Origin of the sequence: Mesorhizobium sp. B1-1-6 (assembly GCF_006443035.1) — a bacterium.
GTDB lineage: Bacteria > Pseudomonadota > Alphaproteobacteria > Rhizobiales > Rhizobiaceae > Mesorhizobium.
Genome location: NZ_VFWR01000012.1, coordinates 17,582 through 42,158, shown reverse-complemented (window position 1 = coordinate 42,158; position 24,577 = coordinate 17,582). Strand labels below are relative to the sequence as shown.

23 protein-coding genes are annotated in these 24,577 nt (G+C 65.8%); 17 read left to right on the top strand and 6 right to left on the bottom strand.

What is annotated here, in order from left to right:
* Positions 1 to 5: 5 nt before the first annotated feature.
* Positions 6 to 1,298 carry a sugar ABC transporter substrate-binding protein gene (locus FJ979_RS22915; RefSeq protein ID WP_140583860.1) on the bottom strand — a complete coding sequence of 431 codons (1,293 nt, stop codon included), beginning with the start codon at positions 1,296 to 1,298 and terminating at the stop codon, positions 6 to 8.
* A 321-nt stretch (positions 1,299 to 1,619) separates the two neighbouring features.
* Between FJ979_RS22915 and FJ979_RS22910 the strand changes: the two genes are divergently transcribed.
* From FJ979_RS22910 to FJ979_RS22875, 8 genes are all read left to right on the top strand, one after another.
* Positions 1,620 to 2,888: an extracellular solute-binding protein gene (locus tag FJ979_RS22910; RefSeq protein WP_140514572.1), complete on the top strand. Its 1,269-nt coding sequence runs from the start codon at positions 1,620 to 1,622 to the stop codon at positions 2,886 to 2,888.
* Between the two features lie 50 nt (positions 2,889 to 2,938).
* On the top strand, positions 2,939 to 3,871 hold the full coding sequence (locus tag FJ979_RS22905) for a sugar ABC transporter permease (protein ID WP_140514575.1): 933 nt from the start codon (positions 2,939 to 2,941) through the stop codon (positions 3,869 to 3,871).
* Positions 3,868 to 4,725, top strand: a complete 858-nt coding sequence (locus FJ979_RS22900) for a carbohydrate ABC transporter permease (RefSeq protein ID WP_140555548.1) — start codon at positions 3,868 to 3,870, stop codon at positions 4,723 to 4,725. The genes FJ979_RS22905 and FJ979_RS22900 overlap by 4 nt, the downstream gene beginning before the upstream one ends.
* Positions 4,722 to 5,459: a PIG-L family deacetylase gene (locus tag FJ979_RS22895; RefSeq protein WP_140583859.1), complete on the top strand. Its 738-nt coding sequence runs from the start codon at positions 4,722 to 4,724 to the stop codon at positions 5,457 to 5,459. The genes FJ979_RS22900 and FJ979_RS22895 overlap by 4 nt, the downstream gene beginning before the upstream one ends.
* Positions 5,456 to 6,331 (top strand): ROK family protein, encoded by an 876-nt coding sequence (locus FJ979_RS22890; RefSeq protein ID WP_140520923.1) that lies wholly within the window; start codon positions 5,456 to 5,458, stop codon positions 6,329 to 6,331. The genes FJ979_RS22895 and FJ979_RS22890 overlap by 4 nt, the downstream gene beginning before the upstream one ends.
* Positions 6,328 to 7,098: a GntR family transcriptional regulator gene (locus FJ979_RS22885; RefSeq protein ID WP_140497696.1), complete on the top strand. Its 771-nt coding sequence runs from the start codon at positions 6,328 to 6,330 to the stop codon at positions 7,096 to 7,098. The genes FJ979_RS22890 and FJ979_RS22885 overlap by 4 nt, the downstream gene beginning before the upstream one ends.
* Positions 7,099 to 7,137: 39 nt before the next feature.
* Positions 7,138 to 7,929, top strand: coding sequence for an SIS domain-containing protein (locus FJ979_RS22880; RefSeq protein WP_140514582.1), 792 nt, complete (start codon positions 7,138 to 7,140; stop codon positions 7,927 to 7,929).
* Positions 7,930 to 8,219: 290 nt separating this feature from the next.
* A complete protein-coding gene (locus FJ979_RS22875; RefSeq protein WP_140497700.1) occupies positions 8,220 to 9,254 on the top strand; it encodes a LacI family DNA-binding transcriptional regulator in 1,035 nt (344 codons plus the stop codon).
* Here the strand turns inward: FJ979_RS22875 and FJ979_RS22870 are convergent.
* A complete protein-coding gene (locus FJ979_RS22870) occupies positions 9,242 to 10,192 on the bottom strand; it encodes an alpha/beta hydrolase (protein WP_140584005.1) in 951 nt (316 codons plus the stop codon). The two genes, FJ979_RS22875 and FJ979_RS22870, sit on opposite strands and share 13 nt — an antisense overlap.
* Before the next feature lie 23 nt (positions 10,193 to 10,215).
* Positions 10,216 to 11,364 carry a Gfo/Idh/MocA family oxidoreductase gene (locus tag FJ979_RS22865; protein WP_140497702.1) on the bottom strand — a complete coding sequence of 383 codons (1,149 nt, stop codon included), beginning with the start codon at positions 11,362 to 11,364 and terminating at the stop codon, positions 10,216 to 10,218.
* 175 nt (positions 11,365 to 11,539) lie between these two features.
* Between FJ979_RS22865 and FJ979_RS22860 the strand changes: the two genes are divergently transcribed.
* From FJ979_RS22860 to FJ979_RS22835, 6 genes are read left to right on the top strand one after another with little or no spacing between them, the layout of a single operon-like run.
* Positions 11,540 to 12,361 (top strand): sugar phosphate isomerase/epimerase, encoded by an 822-nt coding sequence (locus tag FJ979_RS22860; RefSeq protein WP_140497704.1) that lies wholly within the window; start codon positions 11,540 to 11,542, stop codon positions 12,359 to 12,361.
* 4 nt (positions 12,362 to 12,365) lie between these two features.
* Positions 12,366 to 13,442 carry a Gfo/Idh/MocA family oxidoreductase gene (locus FJ979_RS22855; protein ID WP_140497706.1) on the top strand — a complete coding sequence of 359 codons (1,077 nt, stop codon included), beginning with the start codon at positions 12,366 to 12,368 and terminating at the stop codon, positions 13,440 to 13,442.
* Complete coding sequence (locus tag FJ979_RS22850; RefSeq protein WP_140583857.1) at positions 13,442 to 14,263, top strand: sugar phosphate isomerase/epimerase; 822 nt, start codon at positions 13,442 to 13,444, stop codon at positions 14,261 to 14,263. The genes FJ979_RS22855 and FJ979_RS22850 overlap by 1 nt, the downstream gene beginning before the upstream one ends.
* Complete coding sequence (locus FJ979_RS22845) at positions 14,260 to 15,093, top strand: alpha/beta hydrolase (protein ID WP_140583855.1); 834 nt, start codon at positions 14,260 to 14,262, stop codon at positions 15,091 to 15,093. The genes FJ979_RS22850 and FJ979_RS22845 overlap by 4 nt, the downstream gene beginning before the upstream one ends.
* Positions 15,090 to 15,812, top strand: coding sequence for a ribulose-phosphate 3-epimerase (locus tag FJ979_RS22840; protein ID WP_140583853.1), 723 nt, complete (start codon positions 15,090 to 15,092; stop codon positions 15,810 to 15,812). The genes FJ979_RS22845 and FJ979_RS22840 overlap by 4 nt, the downstream gene beginning before the upstream one ends.
* Positions 15,809 to 16,819, top strand: a complete 1,011-nt coding sequence (locus FJ979_RS22835; protein ID WP_140583851.1) for an ROK family protein — start codon at positions 15,809 to 15,811, stop codon at positions 16,817 to 16,819. The genes FJ979_RS22840 and FJ979_RS22835 overlap by 4 nt, the downstream gene beginning before the upstream one ends.
* A 119-nt stretch (positions 16,820 to 16,938) precedes the next feature.
* On the opposite strand, the gene FJ979_RS22830 is transcribed toward FJ979_RS22835, so the two are convergent.
* Positions 16,939 to 18,267 carry a dicarboxylate/amino acid:cation symporter gene (locus FJ979_RS22830; RefSeq protein WP_140583849.1) on the bottom strand — a complete coding sequence of 443 codons (1,329 nt, stop codon included), beginning with the start codon at positions 18,265 to 18,267 and terminating at the stop codon, positions 16,939 to 16,941.
* Positions 18,268 to 18,590: 323 nt separating this feature from the next.
* Here FJ979_RS22830 and FJ979_RS22825 point away from each other — a divergent pair, with 323 nt between their 5' ends.
* From FJ979_RS22825 to FJ979_RS22815, 3 genes are all read left to right on the top strand, one after another.
* Entirely contained in the window at positions 18,591 to 20,396 is a 1,806-nt protein-coding gene (locus FJ979_RS22825; RefSeq protein ID WP_140583847.1) for a sensor histidine kinase, read from the top strand.
* Entirely contained in the window at positions 20,393 to 21,784 is a 1,392-nt protein-coding gene (locus FJ979_RS22820) for a sigma-54 dependent transcriptional regulator (protein WP_140583846.1), read from the top strand. Before FJ979_RS22825 ends, FJ979_RS22820 begins: the two co-directional genes overlap by 4 nt.
* Positions 21,785 to 21,849: 65 nt before the next feature.
* A complete protein-coding gene (locus FJ979_RS22815) occupies positions 21,850 to 22,278 on the top strand; it encodes a GNAT family N-acetyltransferase (RefSeq protein WP_140562060.1) in 429 nt (142 codons plus the stop codon).
* On the opposite strand, the gene FJ979_RS22810 is transcribed toward FJ979_RS22815, so the two are convergent.
* Together FJ979_RS22810 and FJ979_RS22805 are read right to left on the bottom strand one after the other, a co-directional pair.
* The gene (locus FJ979_RS22810) at positions 22,279 to 23,394 is read right to left on the bottom strand and encodes an anhydro-N-acetylmuramic acid kinase (RefSeq protein ID WP_140562061.1); all 1,116 of its coding nucleotides are present in this window, start codon (positions 23,392 to 23,394) and stop codon (positions 22,279 to 22,281) included.
* Entirely contained in the window at positions 23,394 to 24,395 is a 1,002-nt protein-coding gene (locus FJ979_RS22805; RefSeq protein WP_140562063.1) for a serine hydrolase, read from the bottom strand. The genes FJ979_RS22810 and FJ979_RS22805 overlap by 1 nt, the downstream gene beginning before the upstream one ends.
* Between the last annotated feature and the right edge of the window lie 182 nt (positions 24,396 to 24,577).

Sequence of the window (24,577 nt, the reverse complement as noted above, 5' to 3'; positions counted from 1 at the left end):
TCGGTCTACTTGGCGGCGCGCTCCAGGATCGAGGCGGCGTCCGCTTGCGCCGTCGCCTGCGCATCCTTGGCCGAGACCTGGCCGTACTGCAACGCCTCCAGCGTCTGCTGCAGGGATTCCGAGAACTCCTGTCCGCCCGGCACGACCGGGAAGGGCTTGGCGTCGGCCAGCACGCTGACATAGCCCGACAGGAATTCCGAGCCGAGCTTGTCCTTGTGGGCCTCGATATCGGAGCTGCGCGAGGGCAGGATGCCCATCGACATCAATATGTCGGACATCGCCGAGGCGCCGTTCTTGCCGGATTTCGGATTGTTGAGCCAGGCCAGGAATTCCCATGCGGCCTTCTGCTCGGCCTGGCCGGCATTGCCGTTGACCACCGTCATCCAGGAATAGGAGATCGAATGCGGCTTGTCGCCGCTCGGGCCGACGGGGATTGGTGCGGTGGCGATATCCGCGAACCTGTCGCCCATGCCTGCCTTCAGCGCGCTTTCCCACCAATTGGCCATGATGATCATGCCGGTCTTGCCGGAGACGAAATTGTCGAGGAAGGGGCCGGTGGTGTTGGCGTCTGCCGTCGCCATGGCCGGCACGCTGGCGCCCGATTTGATGAGCTCCTCATAGAGCTGGAAGGTCTGCGCGGCCTGCGGAGTGTCCAGCGCCGGCTTGCCGTCCTTGACCAGGTCGCCGCCATTGGAGACCAGCAGCGAGGCGAAGGGGTGGACGACGCCCGCCGCCCAGGAATTGATCATGCCGAAACCCTGCTGGCCGGCATCCTTGTTGGTCAGCTTCTTCGCCGCATCCTTGAACGCGTCCCAGGTCTTCGGCGCAGCAGTAATGCCGGCCTGCTTGAACAGTGCCTTGTTGTAGTTCAGCGCGTAGACGTCGATCTCGTTGGGAATGCCGTAGAGCTTGCCGCCGACCGACGCGGCGCTCACCACGCCAGCGGGCCATGCTCCCTTGACCTCTTCGGCGACAGGGTCGGGGGCGGGCGCGACGAGCTTGTCGCGGGCGAGCTCAGGCAACCAGAGATCGTAGATGCCGCCGATCGTGGGACCGTCCGCGCCGCCGCCCTGGGAGCGCAGCGTGGTCAGGAGATCGCCGAAGGGAACGGCGCGCACGGTGACGCTGACATCTGGATTTGTCTTCGCATAGTCCTTGGCCGCCGCTTCCAGCAATGCGACCGTCTCCGGCGACCAATGGGTGAGATAGGATATGTTGACCGACTGCGCCCAGCCGCTGGCGGGCAGGATGGCCAGGCTCGCGGCCAGAGCCAGTTTCGAAGTCCAGGCAAGAGACATCCTCATCCTCCCTCAGGCTAGCGATCACGATGACGTTATGACAACATGAAGCATTGGCGCAAGGGCCCGATTGCGAAAAAGCTGCGCATGGCGCTGTCCCTGATTTCTCTGCTGTCCGTTCACATACGAAATTTACGGTGGAAATACAGTTAGCTGTGAAGGAATCATGGTTGATTGGCTTAGCCCAGCCGTTCCCGGAGGGAGTGTCAGACCTCTTGCGGAGGCTGCTATGTCGTTATAATGACTTTCCTGAGGAATGACTCTCCGCGGCGTCGATAGGGCCGCGGGACGCCAAGGACAGATAAAAATGGGAGACTGGCAATGAGCATGCTTTCAATTCACCGACGCGCAGCCCTTGGCCTGATCGGCGGCCTTGCCGCCTGCGCTGGCCTGTTCACCAGCCTGCCGGCGCGGGCCGACAGCACGGTGACGCTGTGGAGCTGGCGCACCGAGGACGAAGCCGCGATGCGCCGCATCTTCGATGCCTTCGAGGCCAAGAACCCAGGCATCAAGGTCAACATCCAGTTCACGCCGGATGCCGACTACCAGAACCGCCTGAGCACGGCGTTGCGTGGCGGGCGCGGGCCCGACATCGCCCAGCTCAAGGCCTATGGCGAATTGCAGCCTTTCGTCGAGGCGGGCTATCTCGACGCGCTCGACGAGAGCGTGCCGGAACTGAAGAGCATGCCGGACGCAGCCCTTGGCGGCGCGCGTGGGCGCTCCGACGGCAAGCTCTACGGCGTGCCCTATTCGGTGCCGATGATGGGCGTCTTCTACAACAAGGATATCTTTGCCGCGCAGGGCATCGAGGTCCCCAAGACCTACAAGGATTTCGTCGCCGCCTGCGACAAGCTGAAGGCGGCCGGCATCACGCCGATCGCCACCGGCGGCGCCAACGGCTCGGCGTGGGAACTGGAGATCGGCGTCGGCGTCATCGGCCCGACCGTCTACGGCCCCGGCTTTTACGACGAGATGATGACCGGCAAGGCGACCTTCGAGGATCCGCGCTATGTCGCGGCGCTGAAGCGCTTCGCCGAGCTGAAGCCTTATTTCCCCGACGGCTTCGCCGGGATCGACTACACCACCGCCACCCAGCAGTTCATTGGTGGCAAGGCCGCGATGTTTCTTGGCGGTTCGTTCGAGAATGGCAGCTTCAAATCGCAGAACCCGAAGCTGAAATTCTCGATCTTCCCGTTCCCCGCCGACGATGCGGGGGCAAAGCTCTACACCTCGGCCTTCTCGGACGGCTCCTACGGCCTCGTCTCCGAAAGCGCGAACAAGGAAGCCGCGATCAAGGTGCTGGACTTCATGGCCTCGGCCGAATTCGCGCAAATGTTCGCCGACGAACTCGGCTGGCCGCCGGCCCGCACCGATGTCACGGTGAAGGACCCGGTATTGGCCGAGATGATGGAGATGTCGAAGAACTCGACGCCCTACCTGACGCTGGTCGGCTTCCGCTGGCAGTCGCCGACCGCCTCTTCCGTCCTGCAAGCGGAGATCATCGACATGGTCGAAGGCAACATCGCACCGGAGAAGCTGGCGGCCGACATGCAGGCCGCCGTCGCCACCTGGTTCAAGCCGAAGCAGTAAGGAGCCGGGCCGGCCGCAATGCGGCCGGCCTCCCACCGGGCAAGCCACGCATGATCGATCGTCGCCGCAAAAGCAGCCTGAAGCGAACGCAGCAGCGCATGGCCGTGCTTTTCATCCTGCCGGCGCTGGCCGTCTACGCCCTGTTCGTCCTCTATCCCTTGGCGATGTCGCTGTGGGGCAGCTTCTTCATCTGGAAGGGGCTGCGCATCACCGAGTTCGCCGGCCTGTCGAATTTTTCGCGCCTGTTCGTTTTCCCCAGTAGCGCCAGGCTCTACGGCGCGCTCTGGCACAACACCGCCTGGTTCTTCGGCATCATGGTCTTCCAGAACGGCATCGGACTGCTGTTCGCCTGGCTGCTGTTCCTGCGTGATCGAGGTGCGGCCTTCTTCCAGTCGGTTTTTTTCTTCCCCGCGGTGCTGAGCCCGGTCATCGTCGGTGCGCTGTGGCGCCTGCTCCTGGCGCCGGGCGGCGTGGTCGAATGGGCGCTGAACGGGCTTGGCCTGCACCAGGGCAGCCTGACCGTGCTTGGCAACAGCCACACCGCGCTGGCCATGCTGGTCGCCGTCGACGCCTGGAACTGGATGGGCCTGCCGGTGCTGATCTACACGGCGGGCCTGCGGCAGATTTCGGGCCAGATCTTCGAGGCGGCGAAACTCGACGGCGCCGGCAATGCGCGCATGCTGTTCTCCGTCGCGCTGCCCTTGCTGATGCCGGCGCTGGGCACGCTGACGACTTTGTCCTTTATCAACACCTTCAACCAGTTCGACATCGTCTATGTGATGCAAGGCGTGCAGGGCAATCCGAGCTATTCGACCGACACGCTGGTGACCTATTTCTACAGGCTGGCCTTCGGCGCGGAGGGCGCCGTCGGCATCACCGACATCGGCCTGGCGCTGGCGTTGGGCACCATGCTGTTCCTCATCCTCAGCGTCGGCACGCTGTTGATGCTGCGTTTCTTCGACCGCCGCACGGTGCAGCTATGAGCGCGCTGACCATGGCAGGCAATCCCGTGATCTCGCGCCGGCTTTCGCGGCTGCCCGGCTGGACGGTGCTTGCCCTGTGGACGGCGGCCGTGCTGCTGCCGCTCTACATCCTCGTCGTCTCCTGCTTCAAGTCGACGGCCGAAATCTACGACAACCGGCTCGGCCTGCCGGCAAGCTGGGCCTTCGACAATTTCGTCAACGCCTGGACGCGCGCCGACCTCGGCCACAATTTCATCAACAGCCTGATCGTCACCGCCGGGACGGTCATCCTCACCATCGTCGTCTCGGCCATGGCCGCCTATCCGCTCAGCCGTTACCGGCTGGGCTGGAACGCCATCATGCTCGGCCTGTTCCTGTCCGGCATCATGCTGCCGATAAGGCTCGCCTCGGTCGAGCTGTTCACGCTGATGCGCAATCTCGGCCTGCTGGATTCCCTGACCGGACTGATCCTCGTCTATTCGGCGATCCGCATTCCCTTCGCCGTCTTCATCTTCGCCAATTTCATGCGCGTCCTGCCCTCCGAACTCGACGAGGCGGCACGCATGGACGGCGCCGGCGAGGTCCGCATCCTGTTCCAGATCATCCTGCCGATGGTGAAGCCGGCGGTGTCGATCGTCGCCATCTTCACGGCGATCGCCGTGTGGAACGACTTCTTCTTCCCGCTGATCTTCATCTTCGACGACCGCTACAAGACCGTGCCGCTGGCCATCAGCGTCTTCGTCGGCCAGTACCGCACCGATTGGGGCCTGGTGTTCGCCTCGCTGGCGATCTCCATGGCGCCGATCCTGATCATGTATTGTCTGCTCGCCCGCCAGATTCGAGAGGGCGTAGGCGCCGGGGGAGGCATGAAATGATCGAGGACAGGATCTATGCCGCCAAATCCATCCTGGTCGTCGGCGCGCATGCCTTCGATGCCGAGGTGATCGCCGGACCGCTGGCGGCGGCCGCCGTAATGAGGGGCGCCACGGTGACGTTCCTGCACCTGAGCATGGGCGAGCAGGGCCATCCGTGCCTGATCCCCGAGCACTATTGCGCTCAGAAGGAAGAGGAAGCGGGCAGGGCCGCCGCTCGCCTCGGCGTCGCCATACGCAATCTTGGCCTGCATGACGCCTTCCTGCCTTCCGACGACGAGACGGCGCTGAAACTGTGCGATGTCATTCGCGAGCTGAAGCCGGAAGTGGTCATAACCCATTGGCACGGCAGCTGGCACAAGGACCATCGCGCCGCAGCCAAGCTGACGCAGACCGGCATCTTCTTCGCCGCCCTTCCGACTGTTGCGCGCGACCATGCCGCCTTTACGCCGGGCTTGCTGCTGTTCGGCGAGAACTGGGAGGACGATGACGGTTTCCGCCCCGAGCACCTGGTCGACGTCAGCGACGGCTTCGAGGCGTGGAGCGAGGCGGTGCATGAATACGAGCTGGCGCGGGGCCTGAGCAGCTTCCCCTATGTCGATTACTACAGCGCGCTCTACCGTCTGCGTGGCTGCCTGCGCGGCACGCGCCATGCGCAGGCCTTCGCGGCGGCCTCGCATTCCTGGAACGCCGGCAGCGGTCTGTTCGCGCCGCCGGCTGCCGGAGGGCGCCGATGACGCGGGTTCTGGCCATCGATCTCGGCGGCACCAATCTGCGCGCTGCCGTCCAGTCCGGCAATGTCAGCGCGCTGGAGAGGCCGAGCCGCGAACCGGCGCCGGCAAGCCTTGATGCCTTCGTCGCCCGTATCACGGCGCTTTGCGCCGAGGCTGGCGCGGTCAAGGCGTTGGGCCTGGCGGTGCCAGGTCTCGTCGAGGGGTCGGTCTGCCGCTGGATCCCGAATCTCCCTTGGCTCGACGGTGTCGACATCGCGGCGCTGTTCCCGCGGTTGCGCGTCGCCGTTGGCAATGACGCGCAGATCGCCCTGCTGGCGGAAGCCGTTGAAGGCAGCGCGAAGGGCATGTCGGATGCGATCCTGCTGGCAATCGGCACGGGCATAGGCTCGGCGGTGCTCGCCAACCACCGCATCGTCGCCGGCACGCATGGCGGCGCCTGCTCGTTCGGCTGGGCCTGCGCCGACATCAAGGACCATGGCGAGGAGCGCAGCGGCTGGCTGGAGCGCGTTGCATCGGGCCGTGCGCTTGACGCGCTTGCCGGTCAGGTCGGCCTTGCCAGCGGCCGCCAGCTGATCGCGGCTGCCCAGGCGGGCGAACTCGCGGCACAGACCTTGCTCGAGCTGCCGGCGCGCCGGCTGGGCACCGCGCTTGCCGGCGCCGTCGCGCTGCTCGACCCCCAGGTGATCCTGGTTTCCGGCGGCCTTGCCGATGCGCTTGACGTCATCGGACCGCCGCTGCTTGCCGCGCTGCGGCGCCAACTGCCGCCGCATCTGCGCGGCATTTCTCTCAAGGCTGGCGCGTTCGGCCCTGGCGCAGGCCTGGTCGGTGCGGCAGTGGCCGGGCAGGCCGGAAGCGGGTGGAGACAGATCCGATGAGTGAAGCCAGTTTTCAGCAGCCGGATCGCAGAAGGCCCGAGCCGCTCTGGTATCAGGTCGAGGAGGCCATCCGCGCCATCGTCAAGAGCGGCGAATGGGCGACGGGCGACCAGATCCCGGCCGAAGACCGGCTGGGCGCGCTGTTCGGGGTCAGCCGCATCACGCTGCGCCACGCTTTGCGCAATCTGGAGGAAAGCGGATTGCTGCGCCGCGAACACGGACGCGGCACCTTCGTGCGCTCCACCACGCTCGTCGCCGGCACCCGCGAACTGACGAGCTTCACTCAGGAGATGGGCAATATCGGCGTCGTTGCCGGCTCGCGCCTGCTCGATTGCAGCCTCACCACCGCCAATGCGGCAGCGGCCGGCGCGCTGGAGATTGAGGAGGGTGACCCGGTGGTGCGCATCCGGCGGCTGCGGCTCGGCAACAACGAACCGATCGGCATCCAGACGGCGCAGCTCTCAGCCGCACGTGTGCCGGGCTTCCTCGACGCCGGCCTGCTGCAGGGATCGCTGTACGAAGCGCTGGAGCGCCACTACGGCATCGTGCCGGTGGCGGCGCGCGAGAATTATCGCGTCGGCGCGGTTGGCGCGGCGGATGCCGAGCTGCTCGATCTGCCGATCGGCAGTCCGGCTTTCGTGGTCGAGCGTATCGCCACCGACGAGCGCGGTCCGTTCGAGTTCACCGTCTCCATCATGCGTGGCGACCGCTACGAGATACGCTCGACGCTGCGCGCCGGGCGCGTCCCGTCAAATCCGCGAAGCTGATCCATCATCACCCAAGCAGACACTAACAGGAGTACCCACGTGTCCGACCTCTACATTCACCGTCTCGCCGCCCTCATCGACCAGGCAGCGAAAACCAATGAAGCGGCCTTTGCCCAGGCAGCCAGCCGCTTTGCCGACTCGCTTGAAGGCGGCGGTCTGATCCATCTCTACGGTTCAGGCCATTCGGTGCTGCCGGTGCAGGAAGTGTTTCCGCGTTACGGCAGCTATGTCGGTTTCAACCCGCTGACGGACCCGCGCGTGATGTGGCACAATGTGCTCGGCGCCGGCGGCGTGCGTGAGCTGCTGTGGCTGGAGCGCACCGAGAAATACGCCGAAAAATTCCTGGATCATCAGCCGCTCAACAAGGGTGACTCCATCATCATCTTCGGCCACAGCGGCCGCAACTCTTCCGGCATCGATACGGCGCTCTATGCCAGGAAGCGCGGCATCTTCGTCGTTGCGGTCACCAGCAAGAACAATCTCGACAAGCCCGCGACGCACTCCTCCGGCAAGCGACTGGCCGACGCGGCCGATCTCGTCATCGACACCTGCTCGCCGATCGAGGATGCGATCGTGCCGGTCGAGGGCTGGAGCCGTCCGGTCTCCGGCTCTTCGACGGTGCTCGCCATGATCCTGGCGCATGAGCTGGTCGCGCGTACCGCCGAGCAGCTCGCCAAGCGCGGCATCGAACTGCCGGTCTTCGCCTCGCCGACGATCGCGGGCGTGACCCTGCACGACACCGATGTCATCTACGGCGTCTACCGCGAACGCATGCTGGAAGCACAGAAAAAGCACCTGCCGGCCTTCCAGGCGACGATGCGGGGCGAATGATGTTCGGGGCGGGAGGCGTCGCGGACGCCTCCCGCCCATGGATGCGCCCAATGCGAACTTATCATCGTCGATGCAAGACCCGGGCCTATCCCCTTGGCTTCCTTCCGAAGCTCCAGTGTTGCTTTGAAAGCGTAAATAAATAATTTGACGCGCGTAATGACTCTGCGATCTATTGGGAACCGTTAAAACTTGACTGGACAAGTTCGGTCGAGCATTGCTGCTTCCAGGCAACGGCCGCGTGACTGGTGTCGGCCGGGGCGGCGGGCGAGGGCAAGGGACCCTGAATATCGATGGCGGAAAAGACGCACCGCACGATGGATGACTTCGCCCGGGCGTGCGGCGTGTCACGGCCGACCCTGTCGAAATATTTCGATGATCCGACGAGCGTCAAGCCGGCGACGCGCGCCCGCATCGAGGCCGCGCTTCGCTCCTCGGATTATCAGCCGAACCTCTTCGCCCGCAATCTCAACCGCAAGCGCACCCGCAATGTCGGCATCGTCGTGCCGGCGATTACCGATCCGTTCTATGCCGAGATGGTCAGCCGCATTGAACTGCGCTGCCGCGACGAGGGTTTTTGGCCGATCGTCATCTCCTCGCACGGTTCGCCCAGGCTTGAGTCGGAATCGGTCAAGACGCTCACCTCGCTGAAGGTGGCCGGCGCCATCGTGGCCCCGCTGGGATCGGTCTCCGAGCCGGGCGTCTTCGAACGGATGGGCAAAGACATCCCGATCGTCTATTTCGACACCTATATCGAGGGTGACACGCCCTTCGTCGGCAACGACAACCACCAGAGCACGTCGATCATGGTCGATTATCTCTGCCGGTCCGGCGAGCCGCCGGTGTATGTCGACATCCCGCACGTCAACCACAATTCGGGCGAGCGACTGCAAAGCTATATCGAGACGATGCGGGCCGCCGGCCTTGAGCCTGTCGTCATCAACGCGGCGCGCGACTACACCTGGGACTTCGAGCGGATCGGCCATGAATGGATGGAAAGGACGCTCGACAAGGGAGGCCTGCCTGGTCGCACCATCCTGTGCGCCAATGACCGGCTCGCCTTCGGCATCATGTCGGCCGCTTTCACGCGCGGGCTGAAGATCGGCCGCAAGCCCGATTGCGACTTCCGTGTCGCCGCCCATGACGACCACCCGTTGAGCCGCTACACCTGTCCGCCGCTCACCACCATGGCGCAGGACTTCGCCGCAATGGCCGGCCGCAGCGTCGAGATCTTGCTGGCCTTGCTCGACGAGGCCCGCCCGCCCGCGCATGACCTCGTGCGAAACGTCAAGCTCGGCGCGACCCTGGTGATGCGTCAGTCGGCCTGAGCGCGCGTCTGCAATTGGAGCCAGGCCGCGGCCTCGCTCATCGCTTGCCGCGCGGCGAGAATGTAGCGGCCCATCGAGACGAAGCCGTGGATCTGGCCCGGCCAGTGCCGCAGGACCAGCGGCACCCCTTCAGCAAGCAGGCGTTCGCCATAGGCGGTCCCTTCGTCGGCCAGGATATCGTGACCGGCGGTCACGACAAACGCCGGCGCCGCGCCTGCAAGGCTCGGTGCCAGCAGCGGCGAAACGCGCCAGTCCTTGATGTCGTCCGGGGTGCGCACATAGTGGTCGCGGAACCAGGCCATGGTGGCGGCGGTCAGTCCAAAGCCGTTGCCGAAACGGCGGTAGCTGTCCGCCGTCTGGCGGGCATCGGTGTTGGGATAGATCAGGATCTGGGCGGCAAGCGGCGGTGCTTGCCCATCGCGGGCGAGCAGTGCCAGCACGGCGGCAAGATTGCCGCCGGCGCTGTCGCCGGCAACGGCGATACGGGCAGGATCGATGCCGAGCTCCCCGGCGTCTTGCGCGATGAAGCGGAGCGCTGCCGCGCAGTCTTCGAGCCCGGCGGGGAATTTGTGCTCTGGTGCCAGTCGATAATCGGGGCAGACGACGAGGGCATTGGCCAGATTGGCCAGCCAGCGGCAGATCTCGTCATGCGAATCGAGATTGCCGATGACCCAGCCGCCGCCATGCAGATAGAGCACGGCGCGCGCGCCGGTTCGCGGTGCGCCGATGCCGCGATGGATGCGGATCGGAACCGGGCCGTTCGGTCCGTCGATCTGCCGCTGCGACGTCGCCGCGACCGGCTCATGTTCGCCCTGCTGCGCCGGGAACGAAGCGTTGTAGGCGGCCCGCGCCGCCGCCACGCTGCCGTTCTCGAACGGCGCACCGCCGGCCGCGCGGCCGATTTCCAGGGCACGCAGAGCATCAGGATCGAGCGTCATCGCAATCTCCGTCATGATTGCATCTAGGCGAGCAGGCCGCGCGCCTCGTCCTCCGAGAGTAGGGCCGGCTGGACGACATCGCCAGCAATGGCGACCGGGTTTTTCGTTTCGCCGGAGTGCAGGATCGCCTCCATGATCTCCAGCACATGCAGCGCCAGATTGCCGGACGCCCGGGGCGTGGCACCTGTCGCGAGCGAACGCACAAGGTCGGCGACGCCGAGCATGCGATAATTGGCGCGGTCGGGCGCGGCATAGGGCCAGTTGCGGGCGCCGTAGAGTTCGCCCTCGCTGGGGAAATCCTTCCACTCGGCGCCGCGCTCGGACAAGGACACGGTGCCGCCGAACGTGTCGGGGTCGGGCAGGCGCAGCGAGCCCTCCGTGCCATGCAGTTCGATCGGATGGTTGGAGTGCTTGAAAACGTCCCATGAGGCGCCGAAGGTGACTGTCGCGCCCGACCGGAATTCGAGCAGCGACAGCACGTTGGTCGGCGTGCCGACCTTGAAGGTCGTGTTCTTGAACGGTCCCTCGGCTGATATCAGCCGCTCCTGCTGGCCCAGCGTCGCCATTGCCATGACGCGTTGGACGGGACCGAGCAAATTGACCAGCATGGTCAGATAGTAGGGGCCCATGTCGAACACCGGGCCGCCGCCCGGCTGGTAGTAGAATTGTGGGTTGGGGTGCCAGTGCTCCATGCCGCGGCCCATCATGAAGGCTGTGCCGGTCACGGCGCGGCCGATGGCGCCATCGTCCATCAGGCGGCGCGCCCGCCGGCCGGCGGCGCCGAGGAAAGTGTCGGGGGCCGAGCCGAGCAGCAGCCCCCGCTTGGCCGCCTCCGACACCAAGCGGCGCCCGTCGCTGGCCGAGGTCGCCAGCGGCTTTTCGGTAAACACATGCTTGCCCGCCGAAAGCGCCGAAAACGAGACGTCGAAATGTGCCGCCGGGATGGTCAAGTTGAGGACGAGATCGATCTCGGGATCGGCCAGCATCGCATCGACGCCGAGCGCACGAATGCCATATTCCTTGGCGCGCAAGGTAGCCATGTCGGCCGAGATGTCGGCGCAGGCGCGCAGCTCGATGCCGCCGAAAAGCGCGGCATTGCGCAGGTAGGTCATCGAGATGTTGCCGCATCCGACGACGCCGATCCCAAGCTTCGTCTTCGATTGTCCGTGCATTTTCTTGTCGTTCCTCCGATGCGGCCACGCTCTGCCCGATCCGTTGCCCGCCAATGGATCATTCCTCGTAGCCGCTATACAACATATTGAATATTGACGCGCGTAAAATTTTTATAGACCATGCGAAACCCAGGGGCGCCAAGGAAACCCAGGGCGGCGTCAAGGAATGAACGACATGACGAAGACGAAGCTCAAGGTCGGCTGCCAGACCTTCACCTGGGAGATGCTCGGCAAGGCCTGGACCGGCGGCCCCAACGATCTCCTGAAGGCGATCGCCGATGGCGGCTATGCCGGCATCGAGATCACCGACACCATGATCGGCCGCTATGCAGGCAAACCGACGGAGTTCGCCGCGGCGCTTGGAGCATCCGGCCTGACGCTGGTCTCCTTCGCCTTCGGTTCGAAAAGCGGGTTCACGCTGAAGGACGAGATCGGCGCCGACCTCGAAGCCGCGAGGCGCTGGATCGATTTCGCTGCCGCCTTCCCAGGTGCGCTAGTCTCGATGGGCTCGGCGACCGTCGTCTCCAACGGCTCGCGCGACGACAAATTCGCTATCGCCGCGGAGGTCTACAACAGGGCCGGCGAGATCGGGCGAAAGGCCGGCGTCCAGGTCGCAGTGCATCCGAGTTCGCACCACAACACGCTGCTGTTCGACCGCGCCGACTACGACGCGATCTTTGCCTTGCTCGAACCCGACCTGGTCGGCTGGGTGCCCGATACCGGCCACATATTGCGCGGCCACAAGGACATGGCCGATACGCTTACCACCTACCGCGACCGCATCCGCTACATCCATCTGAAGGACGTCGACGCCAAGGGCGATTGGGCGATGCTGGGTAAAGGCGTCTGCGACACCCGTGAAGTGATCGAGATCGTCGGTAGGGCGCCGCGCTTCAACGGCTGGCTGGTGCTTGAGGAAGAATCCGACACGGCCGCCGCCGATCCTGCCGGCGCGGTCAAGACCAACCGCCAGACGATGCGCGGCTACGGAGCCTGAGACGATGATCAGGAAACAGGACAGGCGCCTCAGGGTCGGCGTGCTCGGCTGCGGCCCCATCGCGCAGTTCGCGCATCTGGAATCCTGCGTCAAGGCAGGCAATGCCGACCTCTACGCCATCTGCGACGCCGCACCCGACCTGCTCGCCCGCATGGGCGTCAGCTATGAGCCGCGGAAGATGTATGCCGACTATGACGAGATGCTCGCCGATCCGGAGCTGGAAGCGGTCATCGTCGCCACCTCGGACGCCTATCACGTGCCGATGTCGATCAAGGCGCTCGACGCCGGCAAGCATGTGCTGTGCGAAAAGCCGATCGGAACTTCGGTCGAGGAAGGCGAGGCGCTGGCGGCGGCGGTGAAACGCTCCGGCAGGATCCTGCAGGTCGGCCACATGAAACGCTTCGATCCGGCGCTGGAGGCGGCGCGCGACTTCGTCCGCGACGAAATGGGCGAGGTGCTGGCGCTGAAGGCCTGGTATTGCGATTCCACCCACCGCTACACCAACACGGATGCGGTGCAGCCGCTGCCTGTCACCAGCAAGCTGGCGAAGAAACCGTCCGGCAATCCGAAGGCGGATCTCCGGCAGTATTTCATGCTGGCGCACGGCTCGCATCTCGTCGATACGGCCCGCTTCCTCTGCGGCGAGATCACGGCCGTACGCGCCCGTCTCAACGAACGCTTCGGCGCCTATTGCTGGTTCGTCGAGACCGAGTTCGCCAGCGGCGCGCTCGGCCATCTCGATCTCACCGTCGCCGTACGCATGGACTGGCACGAGGGTTTCCAGCTCTATGGCGAGAACGGCTCCGTCATCGCCAAGACGTTCAATCCCTGGTACTTCCGCGCCAGCGAGGTCGATATCTTCCATGAGAAGGACGCGACCTCGCGAAAACCGCTCGGCGCCGACGGCCATTTCTTCCGCCGCCAACTGGAAGGTCTCGCCGACACGGTGCTGAACGGCGCGCCGATGCGCGGCGCCAATGTCGAGGACGGCATTGCCTCGATCCGCGCCATGGTCGCCATTGCCCGCTCTGTCGAGACCAGCGAGCGGATCGAGCTCGCTTCCGTCTCGGGTGCGGTCTGATGCGTCTCGGCGTCTTCGCCAAGACCTTTGCGGGCACCGAGCCGGCTGTTGTGCTGGAAGCAGTGCGGCAGGCGGGCTATGAGACGACGCAATTCAATCTCGCTTGCGCCGGCCTGCCGTCGATGCCCGATGCGGTGCCGGACGCAGCCATTTCGGCCATTCGCGCCGCCGCCCGATCAACAGGCGTATCGCTCGCCGCCCTGTCGGGCACCTACAACATGGCGCATCCAGACAAGGCGGTGCGCGATGATGGTCTTCGCCGCCTTGCCGTCGTCATCGATACAGCCGCCGCCCTCCACATTCCGCTGGTCACGCTCTGCACCGGCTCGCGCAATGCAGCCGACCAATGGGCCTATCATCCCGACAACGCCACACCGGCCGCCTGGTCCGACATGGCCACTGAGATGGAAAAGGCGCTGGCGCTGGCCGAAGGCGCAGGCGTCGATCTCGGCATCGAGCCCGAACAGGCCAACATCGTCACCTCGGCGAAGGATGCCACCCGCTTGATCGCCGACATGGGCTCGAAGCATCTGAAGATCGTGCTCGATCCGGCGAACCTGTTCGAGCATACGACGCCGGAGGAGGCGCGCGCCATCGTCGCGGCGGCGATCGACGAGGCCGCTGCCCATATAGCCATGGCGCATGCCAAGGACCGGCATGCCGACGGCCGCTTTGCCACAACAGGGGAGGGCATTGTCGATTTTCCGGATTTCGTCGCGCGGCTGAACACTGTGAAATTCGATGGCCCGCTTGTCACGCACGGACTGTCGGCCGACGAAGCTCCCGCCGTTGCCGCCTTTCTGCGCCGCCTGCTCCGATGAGCGTCGCACCGACGACCATGCTTCGCGACGATGCTGCGCTTCGTATCTTCGACACGGAGCAAGGCAGGCTTTCCGTCGTCTTCCAGCACGGTCTCGGCGGTGATGCCGCCCAGGTGGCGCAGAATTTTCCCGACAGCCCGTCGCGACGCCGGCTCACCGTCGAATGCCGGGCCCAAGGCGGCTCCGGTGCCGGCCATAAGCGCCCCTTTTCGATCGCCATGTTCGCCGACGACGTGCTGGCCGCCGCCGATGCGGCCGGCATCGAACGCTTCGTCGCCGGCGGCATCTCGATGGGTGCGGCGATCGCGCTGCGCCTGGCCGTCCGGCATCCCGAGCGCGTCAGCGGCCTGGTGCTGGTCCGGCCTGCCTGGGCCTTCGACGCGGCCCCTGAAAACATGCGTCCCTATGCGGCAGTGGCCGAGCTCATCCGAAACCGTCCGCCGAACGAGGCGCGCGCCGTCTTTGCCGCTTCGGCCACGGCGGCCCGGTTCCGCGCCGAGGCACCCGACAATCTGGCGTCCTTGCTCGGTTTCTTCGAACGCGACAATGCAGCGGACTTCGCCGAAATGATGCAGGCAGTCGCCGGCGATGGACCCGGCGTCTCGCGTGGCGTGGCCGGCTCGCTCGCTGTCCCCACACTGGTCATCGGCAGCGGTACCGATCTCGTCCATCCGTTGGCGATTGCGCGCGAACTGGCGAAGACAATCCTCAACGCGATCTTCACCGAGGTGACACCGAAGGCCACCGACAAGGATCGCCACTTCGCCGAAATCCGTGCCGCGATCGGCGGCTTTCTCGATAAAAATTTCAACAACCAGGACCAGTCATGATCTCGAAACTCCTTTCAGGCCCGGCCGCCATCGCCGCATTGCCGCGCGATCGTCTGATCGCCGAATTCTCGCTGTGGTCGGCCGATCTCGCCAATTTCGAGAGCGACCTCAGGCGCATCGAACCCTATGTCGATCTTCACCACATCGATGTCGCTGACGGCTACTTCGCGCCGTCCTTCCTGTTCTTTCCCGATCTGGTCGCCCGTATTGCCAAACTGACGGCCAAGCCCATCCATGTCCATCTGATGGTCGACGGGACAATCGTCGAGGAACAGACGCGCCAATTCATCGAGGCCGGCGCCGACATGATCAGCGTCCATGCCGAGAATGGCGAAGCAGGATTGCGCGCCGTGCGGCTGGCGCGCGAACTTGGCGCCGAAGCCGGCGTCGTGCTGCGGCTGGAAACGTCCGTCGAAGCGGTGAGGCCCTTCGTGTCCGAAGTCGCGTTCGTCACGCTTCTGGGAACCGCGATCGGCGTCAAGGGGCAAGGCCTTTCGGAGAAAGCCTGTGACAGGCTGGGCGCTGCCCGCGCCATCCTGAGGAAAGCCGGCCGCGAGGCGGACGTGGTTCTTGCCGCCGACGGCGGCATCCGCCACGAGACGGTGCCGCTGCTGCGTGCCGCGGGTGCCGAGACCGTGGTTCTTGGTTCGCTCGCCTTCGGTGACAAGGATCTGGCCGGCCGCATCGGCTGGCTGCACGGGCTGAAAGTCGCGGCATGAGCAACGAGGCCGCTCTCGCGATCGATCTGGGCGGCACCGAGCTTCGTGCCGCCCTGGTCGACCGTGATGGCAAGATACTGGCATTCGCGGCGGTGCCGACGCAGGCGCAGGCCGGTCCCGAAGTGGTGATCGGCCAGATCGAGGCTCTCGCCGCGACCATCCATGCCGAGGCGCCGGCGCTCGCCATCCTTGGCGTCGGCGTCGGCGCGCCGGGACCGCTCGATCCGCTGGCCGGCATCGCCGTCGGGCCGCCGACGCTTGCCGGCTGGCTGGACGTGCCGCTCGCCGACATTCTCGAGCGGCGGCTCGGCCTGCCGGTGCGGCTGGAGAACGACGCCAATGCGGCAGCGCTCGGCGAGTGGCGCTTCGGCGCCGGCCACGGCGCCCGTTCGCTCGTCTTCGTCACCGTCTCGACCGGCATAGGCGGCGGCGTCGTCGTCGACGGGCGCATCCTGCACGGCCGCCGCGGCCTTGCCGCCGAGATCGGCCATATGACCATCACCGATGAAGGCGAGCGCTGCATGTGCGGTGTCGTCGGCTGTTTCGAGGCCATCGCTTCGGGCACCGCGCTCGGCCGCCGCGCCAATGCCGCGACGTCGGCCTTCGACGGCTCGACGCTGCGCCGCCTCTCGGCCAACGGCGAGGTGACGGGCCGCCATGTCGTCGATGCGGCGCGGCTGCAGGACGATCTCGCCCTGGCCCTGCTCGAGGAGGAAGCGCGCTGGCTCGGCGTCGGCTTCACCAACCTCCTGCATCTCTATTCGCCCGACGTGCTGGTCGTCGGCGGCGGCATCGCCAATGGCCTCGATCTGATGGCTCCGGCAATAGAGGCGACCATCCGCCAGCGCGCCATGCGCGCCTATCGCGACGTGCCGGTGGTTCAGGCCCAGCTCGGCCGCCACGCCGGGCTGATCGGCGCGGCGAGCCTTGTCCTGTTCGACGACGGCACGGCCCGCGTGCCTGTCGAAGGGCCAAGCAGATATCCCGGACACGAGGGCGGACACTGATGGCCGAGCTCAAGCTGCGCGGCGTGCGCGTCCTGCTGCCTCACACGGGTGAGCACACGAAAAACGGCCGGAGGCGGCGATGCCTCCGGCCATTTGCTATCGCTGTGCGACCGTGCGGACTACTCGGCTGGAACGATGTCCGCCGGCAGCCTGTCGTCGGCCGTTCCCGCCAGCGCTCTGGCCAGCTTGGCCTCGTCGAGTTCGCCTTCCCAGCGCGCCACCACCAGCGTCGCTACCGCGTTGCCGACGAAGTTTGTCAGCGCCCGGCATTCCGACATGAAGCGATCGACGCCGAGGATCAGCGCCATGCCGGCGACAGGCACGGCCGGCACCACCGAAAGCGTGGCGGCAAGGGTGATGAAGCCGGCGCCGGTGATGCCGGCCGCCCCCTTGGAGGAAAGCATCGCCACCAGGAGCAGCAGGATCTGGTCGCCGAAGGAGAGGTGGATGTTCGTCGCCTGCGCGATGAACAGCGCGGCCAGCGTCATGTAGATGTTGGTGCCGTCGAGGTTGAAGGAATAGCCGGTCGGGATGACCAGCCCGACCACCGAGCGCTTCGCGCCGGCCTTCTCCATTTTCTCCATCAGCGAGGGCAGTGCCGCTTCCGAAGACGAGGTGCCCAGCACCAGAAGCAGCTCCTCCTTGATGTAGCGGATCAGCGACAGGATGGAGAAGCCGTTGTAGCGGCAGACGGCGCCCAGCACGATAAACACGAACAGGAAAGCGGTCATGTAGAAGGTGCCGACCAGCATGGCGAGGTTGATGACCGAGCCGATGCCGTATTTGCCGATGGTGAAGGCCATGGCACCGAAGGCGCCGATCGGGGCTGCCTTCATCAGCACGCTGACCAGCTTGAACATCGGCGCCATCAGCGCCTGCAGGAAATTGAGCACCGGCGCGCCCTTGTCGCCGACCAGGGCCAGCGCGATGCCGAACAGCACCGAAAAGAACAGCACCTGCAATATGTCGCCGTCGGCGAAGGCGCCGACGATGGTCGTCGGGATGATGTTCATCAGGAAGCCGGTGACCGACTGGTCGTGCGCCTTGGCGGCGTAGCTGTTGACGGTCGCGGCGTCGAGCATCGCCGGGTCGATGTTGAAGCCGGCCCCGGGCTGCACGACATTGGCCACGATCAGGCCGATGATGAGCGCCAGTGTCGAGAAGGTGAGGAAGTAGAGCATCGCCTTGCCGGCGACGCGGCCTACCTTCTGCAGGTCGCTCATGCCGGCGATGCCGGTGGCGACCGTCAGGAAGATAACCGGGGCGATGATCATCTTGACCAGCTTGATGAAGGCGTCGCCAAGCGGCTTCATGCTCTCGCCGAGCGACGGATAGAAATGGCCGAGCAGGATACCGACGGTGATCGCCACCAGCACCTGCACGTAGAGTTGGGCGTAAAGCGGCTTGCGCTGCGCGGCGGGCGCGCGTGATTGGTCTGCCATGTGCATCTGCTATCTCCCTGGCCGGAGGGAACGGCACGCGCCGCCCCGCAAGACTTCTCCCATCGCGGCGCTCCGGTCGCTCGCCGCTGTCGAGAGTTTTGCAAGCGCCGTGCCAGATCGAGAAAAGGCCGGAACCCTGGATTTCCGGCGGTTTTGTCCCCGTTTCAATGGAGGCCTGTGCGGATTTCCGCACTCACCCTTGTTTGCCTGGGCGGAGTTTCGCATTACAGTGGCTGCTGAACAGCGAACGGTGGAGAGGGCAGACGCCGCAGGCAGACATCGATAGCGCATCCCCGGAATTCGCCGGCCGCGACCTGCTGCGCGAAGCGATGGCCAGGCTGCGTGACGGCCGCTGGCTCATTCTCCTGGTCGCCCTGGCAATGCTGGCGGGGGCGGTCGCGATTGCCGGGCGCCTTGCCGCCAACCAGGCTGCCGGCGATCTCCGCGACGGAGCACTGGCAGCCTTGCCGCTGGCGGCGGGCACCTTGACCGGCGAAATCGAAAAGCAGCGTCTCGTTCCCTTGGTGCTGGCACGCGACGATGCGGTGCGCGACGCGTTGCGCCGGGCCGGCAAAACGCAAGAGACAGCGCTCGACGACAAGCTCCGCGCCATTGCCGCCGACGCCTCGGCATCCGCCATCTATGTCATCGACACGGCAGGCATCGCGATATCGGCCAGCAACGCCGGCGAGCCGGGCAGCTTCGTCGGCATCGACTACAATTTCCGCCACTATTTCACCGACGCCATGACCAAGGGCGCCGCCAGCCAGTATGGCCTCGGCACGATCAGCGGCAGGCCGGGACTTTATCTCGCCAGCCGCGTCGATGACGGCAAGACGCCGCTCGGCGTCGCCGTACTGAAGGTCGAACTCGACGGCGTCGAAGCCAATTGGCGCTCCAGCGGCTTTGTCGTCTTCGTCACCGACGAGCGCGGTGTCGTGCTGGCGACCAGCCGGCCCGAGTGGCGGTTCCACGCGCTTGCGCCGCTCTCGGCCGCGGATGCCGCGACAGCCCACGCGCAGCTTCAACTCGCCGAAACCGGCTTCGAACCGCTGCCGATACGACGCGGTGCCGGTGACGGCCTGGCGACAATCGACAATGCCGGAAAATCGCGCCAGTTCGTCGAAGTGGTGCAGGACCTGCCCGGCGCCGTTCCCGGCTGGCGTCTGTGGCTGCTCACACCTGCCGATGCCGCCTTGACGTCGGCCGTCAACACGGCGCGCCTGACCACGCTGCTGGCGTTGCTGTTAACGGGTTTGCTTGCCTACGTGCTTCTCAGGCGCCGCCGTGCGCGCCGCCTGAGGCAGGAAGCGCTGGCGCGCATGAATGCCGAGCTGGAGAGCAGGGTAAGCACACGAACGGCGGAACTGACCCGCTCCAACACGGCCCTTGCCGGCGAGATCGCCGAGCGCGAAAACGCCGAGGCCAAGGTTCGCCGGCTGCGCGACGACCTCGCCCAGGCCAACCGGCTTTCCATCCTCGGCCAGATCGCCGCCGGCGTCGCGCATGAGATCAACCAGCCGGTGGCGGCGATACGCACCTACGCCGAGAATGCCGGCCGCTTCCTGCATGGCGGCAAGGTCGAATCCGTCTCGGGCAACCTGACATCGATCGTGTCGATGACCGAGCGCATCGGCGCCATCACCAGCACGCTGCGCACCTTCGCGCGGCGACCAGGCGTCGCCGCCTCGCCATTGCCCGTGCGCGAAGCGATCGACGGCGCGCTGTCGCTCCTGTCCGGCCGCATCCGCGATTCCGGCGTGACCGTCGTCAAGCCGCGCGGCACCGCCTCGCCGACGGTCATGGCCAGCCGAATCCGGCTGGAGCAGATCCTGGTCAATCTCTTGCAGAATGCGCTGGATGCCCTGAAGGACCGGCCCGATCCGCGCATCGAGATCGAGCTTGCCGAGCGCGACGACAGGGTGCTGGTTTCGGTGCGCGACAATGGACCTGGCCTCGGGCCGGAAGCGGCCGGCAATCTGTTCATGCCGTTCCAGACCACAAAGGAAAAGGGGCTTGGCCTCGGTCTGGTGATCTCGCAGGAGATCGCCCAGGAACTGGGCGGCACGCTGCGCCTCGATCCGGGCAGCACGAAAGGCGCATCCTTCACCATAGATCTGAGGCGAATTGAATGACTGAGGGATCAGGGCTGGTCGCGCTCGTCGAAGACGACGCGGATCTGCTTCACGCCACCACGCAATTGCTCGAGCTTGCCGGCTTCGGCGTGATCGCGTTCAAGGCCGCGGAGGCAGCGCTTGCCGCCGTCGACCGGGATTTTCAGGGCGTGGTGGTCAGCGACATCCGCATGCCCGGCATGAACGGTTTGCAGCTGTTCGATCGGATCAGGGCGATCGACATCGACATACCGGTGATCCTGGTCACCGGACATGGCGATATTGATCTCGCGGTGGCCGCGCTCAAGGATGGCGTCTACGATTTCATCCCGAAACCCTATGCCGGCGAGCGCCTTGTCGAAGCGCTGAAGCGGGCAAGCGAAAAGCGGCGGCTGGTGATGGAGAACCGGCGGCTGCACGAGGCCGCCGCGCAGGCCGCCGACGGCCTGCCGCTGATCGGCGAGGCGCCCGCCATCCGCCGCCTTCGCGAGACCTTGCGCCAGATCGCCGACATGGATGTCGACGTGCTGGTGGAAGGGGAGACCGGCACCGGCAAGGAGGTGGTGGCGGATCTCCTGCACCGATGGAGCCGGCGCCGCGCCAAGCCTTTCGTGGCGCTGAATTGCGGTGCCCTGCCGGAGACCGTCATCGAGAGCGAGCTGTTCGGCCACGAGCCGGGTGCGTTCACCGGGGCGCAGCGGCGGCGGATCGGTCGCATCGAGCATTCGAGCGGCGGCACGCTGTTCCTCGACGAAATCGAATCCATGCCGCCGCCGCTACAGGTCAAGCTGCTGCGGGTGCTGGAAACGCGCAGCCTCACCCCGCTCGGCTCCAACGAAACGCGCCGCCTCGATCTGCGGGTCGTCGCGGCAACGAAGGTCGATCTAGGCCGGCCGGACCAGCGCGGCGATTTTCGCGAGGATCTCTATTTCCGCCTCAACGTCGTGACGCTGCGCATCCCGCCGCTGCGCGAGCGGCGCGGCGACATCCCGCTGCTGTTCGGGCATTTCCTGGGTAACGCCTCGCAGCGTTTCGGCCGTCCTGTCGCGGCCGTGAATGCCGCGGTGAGCGACCATCTCCAGTCGCATGACTGGCCCGGCAATGTGCGCGAGCTCGCGCATTTTGCCGACCGGGTCGCGCTTGGCCTCGGGCCCGACGAGGAGGCCAGGGCAACGTCCGCGCGCTTGCCGGAGCCCTCGGCGGCGCTGCCCGAACGGGTCGGCCGCTACGAGGCGCAACTCATCCGCGAGGCTTTGCGCGATCATGCCGGCGACGTGCGCGGGGCCATCGACGCACTCGGCGTGCCGCGCAAGACTTTCTACGACAAGCTCAAGCGCTACGGCATTTCCGCCTCCGAATTCCGCAATGGTGGCGACCCGGACCGGCACCCTGTTCGGGGACGGACATAGGCGTTGCGCAGGCGCTCCGGCCTTCGTAACTCTGTTCGTCTCCCGTTGCGCATTTCGGATGAGCCATGATCACGACACTTGAAACGACGGCAACCCCCTTGCCCGAGGAGCTCGCCTTTCTCGGCGAGCGGTTGATGGCGTTCAACGACGGCGATGTCGCCGCTTCCGAAAGGAAGGCCCTTGCGGTATTCGTGCGTGATGAAGCCGGCGCGATTGTCGCGGGCATTTCGGGCTACACCGCCTGGGGCTGGCTCTACGTGCAATGGCTGTGGGTCGACGAAAGGCTGCGCGGCCGGCACATGGCCGGCACGATGCTGGACGCGGCTGAGAAGGAGGCGATGGCGCGCGGCTGCCAGAACGCCTGGATCGACACCTTCAACCCCAACGCCGCCAGGGTCTATCGGCGCCAGGGCTATCAGCCCTTCGGAACACTCGCCGATTTCCCCGTCGGCCGCAGCCGCGTCTTCCTGCAGAAAAAACTGTCGGCGGGCTGATCAACCGGCCAGCCGTCCGCCGCGCATCGGCTGCGGCGCGCCCGTCGTGCTGGGGAAACTGATCGGCAGGCCGCGCAGCACGCGCACCGCCAAAAAGGCAAAACACTCCGCCTCCACCGCGTCGCCGCTCCAGCCGAGGCTTTCGGCTTGCACCACCTCGACACCGGCGCGGCTGGCGATCATTGCCATCATCGTCGGGTTGTGGCGGCCGCCGCCGCTGACCACCAGTCTTTTCGGGCGGCTCGGCAGAAGATCGAGTGCCTTGCCGACCGCGGCGGCGGTGAAGGCGGTCAAAAGCGCGGCGCCGTCCTCGGCGCTCAGGCCATCCGCCATGGTGGCGCCGAAGTCGAAACGGTCCAGCGATTTCGGATAGGGTTTGGTCAAATAGGGGTGTTGCAGCAGCTTGGCGAGCCGGGCTTCGTCGACCGTTCCCGCCCGGCCAAGCGCGCCGTCGCGGTCCATTTCGCCGAGCCCCTTCGACCTGATGAAATCGTTGAGCGGCGCGTTGGCGGGGCCGGTGTCGAAGGCAACGACATTGTCGCCGCCGTCCCACCAGGTGATGTTGGCGACGCCGCCGAGGTTCAGCACGGCCACCTCGCCGCTGGCGCCGGCGCTGCGCATCAGCGCGGTGTGATAGGCGGCCGCCAACGGCGCGCCCTGTCCTCCGGCGCGCATGTCGGCAGAGCGGAAATCGTAGGCAACCTTGGTGCCGAGGATCGCATGCATCAATTCGCCGTCGCCGAGCTGCCGGGTCTGGCCGAGCCGGCCGATTTGCGGCGCGCGATGCAGTACGGTCTGGCCGTGGAAGCCGACGACGCCGATATCCGTCATCGTCATCCCATAACCTTCTACGAGCTCCTTGACCGCCGCCGATTGCGCGCGCGTCAGCGCCTCCTCGGCCTCGCGGAAGATCGCCGGCTCCGGTCCGGCAAAATTCCAGCCCCGCGCCTGCTTAAGCGTCTCTTCCAGCAGCGAGCGGATCGACGGGGGGTAGGGCATCAGCCGGTAGGTGCCGAAATCGTCGATGCGCTCGCCATCTGTCTTGATCAGGGCGACATCGATGTTGCCGTCCAGCACGGTGCCGGTCATCAGGCCGACGGCCCAGATGGATTCCATTATCGAACTCCATTGATGAGATCGCCGACCGCTTGGCGAAGCGCGACGATTCCGCTGTCGAAGTGACGTGTCGGATGGATCCGGTTGGTAAGCAAGGTCCAGGCCTTTCCCTTGTCGAAGTCGATCCATAGCCCCGTACCGGTAAAGCCGGTGTGGCCTATCGTTTGCGGGCTGCACAAGGCGCCGCCGGACCAGCCGTCATAAGGACGCTCCCAACCATGGGTGCGGGTGGCGGACAAGGGCGTGCGCATCGGCGCGATCGACCGTTCGGATGCGCCGGTCAGCAGCCCTTGGGCGAAATTGAGCACCGAGGCCGCCGTGCCGAACAGGCCGGCATGGCCGGCGCCTTGCAGCGCCGCGCAATTGTCGTCGTGAACCTCGCCGGACAGAACCCGATGGCGCCAGGTGCAGTCTTCTGTTGCAGCGGCGAGATCTGGCTCGGCGGACCAAGCAAAGCCCGGACCGGGCTCCATGTCGCGGATGGTTTTGCCCGACAGCCGCTCGAGCGCAAAACCGAGCAGGATGAAATTGATGTCGGAATAGACCGGATCGCGGGCCCGCCATTCCCGTTGCAGGATGAAGGCGCGCAGCAAGTCGGGGTCGCGCCCGTAAGTGTAGATCGGTTCGACGGCCGGGAAGGGCGTCTGGTGCCCGAGGCACTGGCGAAACGTCACCTTCCGCTCCCAGGCACTCGCGTCATATTGGCGAAGGTCCGGCAGCACCGAGACGAGTGGTGCGTCGAGATCGATGGCACCGTCCTGAGCCAGCGCCAGAATGCGCGGCATGGTGAAGATCACCTTGGTCAGGGATGCCAGGTCGAACCAGGTCTCCTCACGCATCGGTCGCTGCTTAGGCACGAGTTGGGCTGAGCCGATCGCCCTGGTGATGCGGTCGCCATTCCTGTCAACGATGCCGAGCACGCCACCGGGGATGCGCTTGGCGGCAACTGCCGCTGCGAGTGGTTGGAACGCGCGGTCGAAGATCTGGGCGAGGTTGGTCAATGCGGGCCTCCTGAAAGGCCGAGTTCCGTCACACCCCCCTCTGCCCTGCCGGGCATCTCCCCCGCAAGGGGGGAGATTGGCAGAGTTGATGTCCCGCCAGCCTTCCAACATCGGAGATTGGCGAAAGCCGAGGCGACATCCGATCTCCCCCCTTGCGGGGGAGATGCCCGGCAGGACAGAGG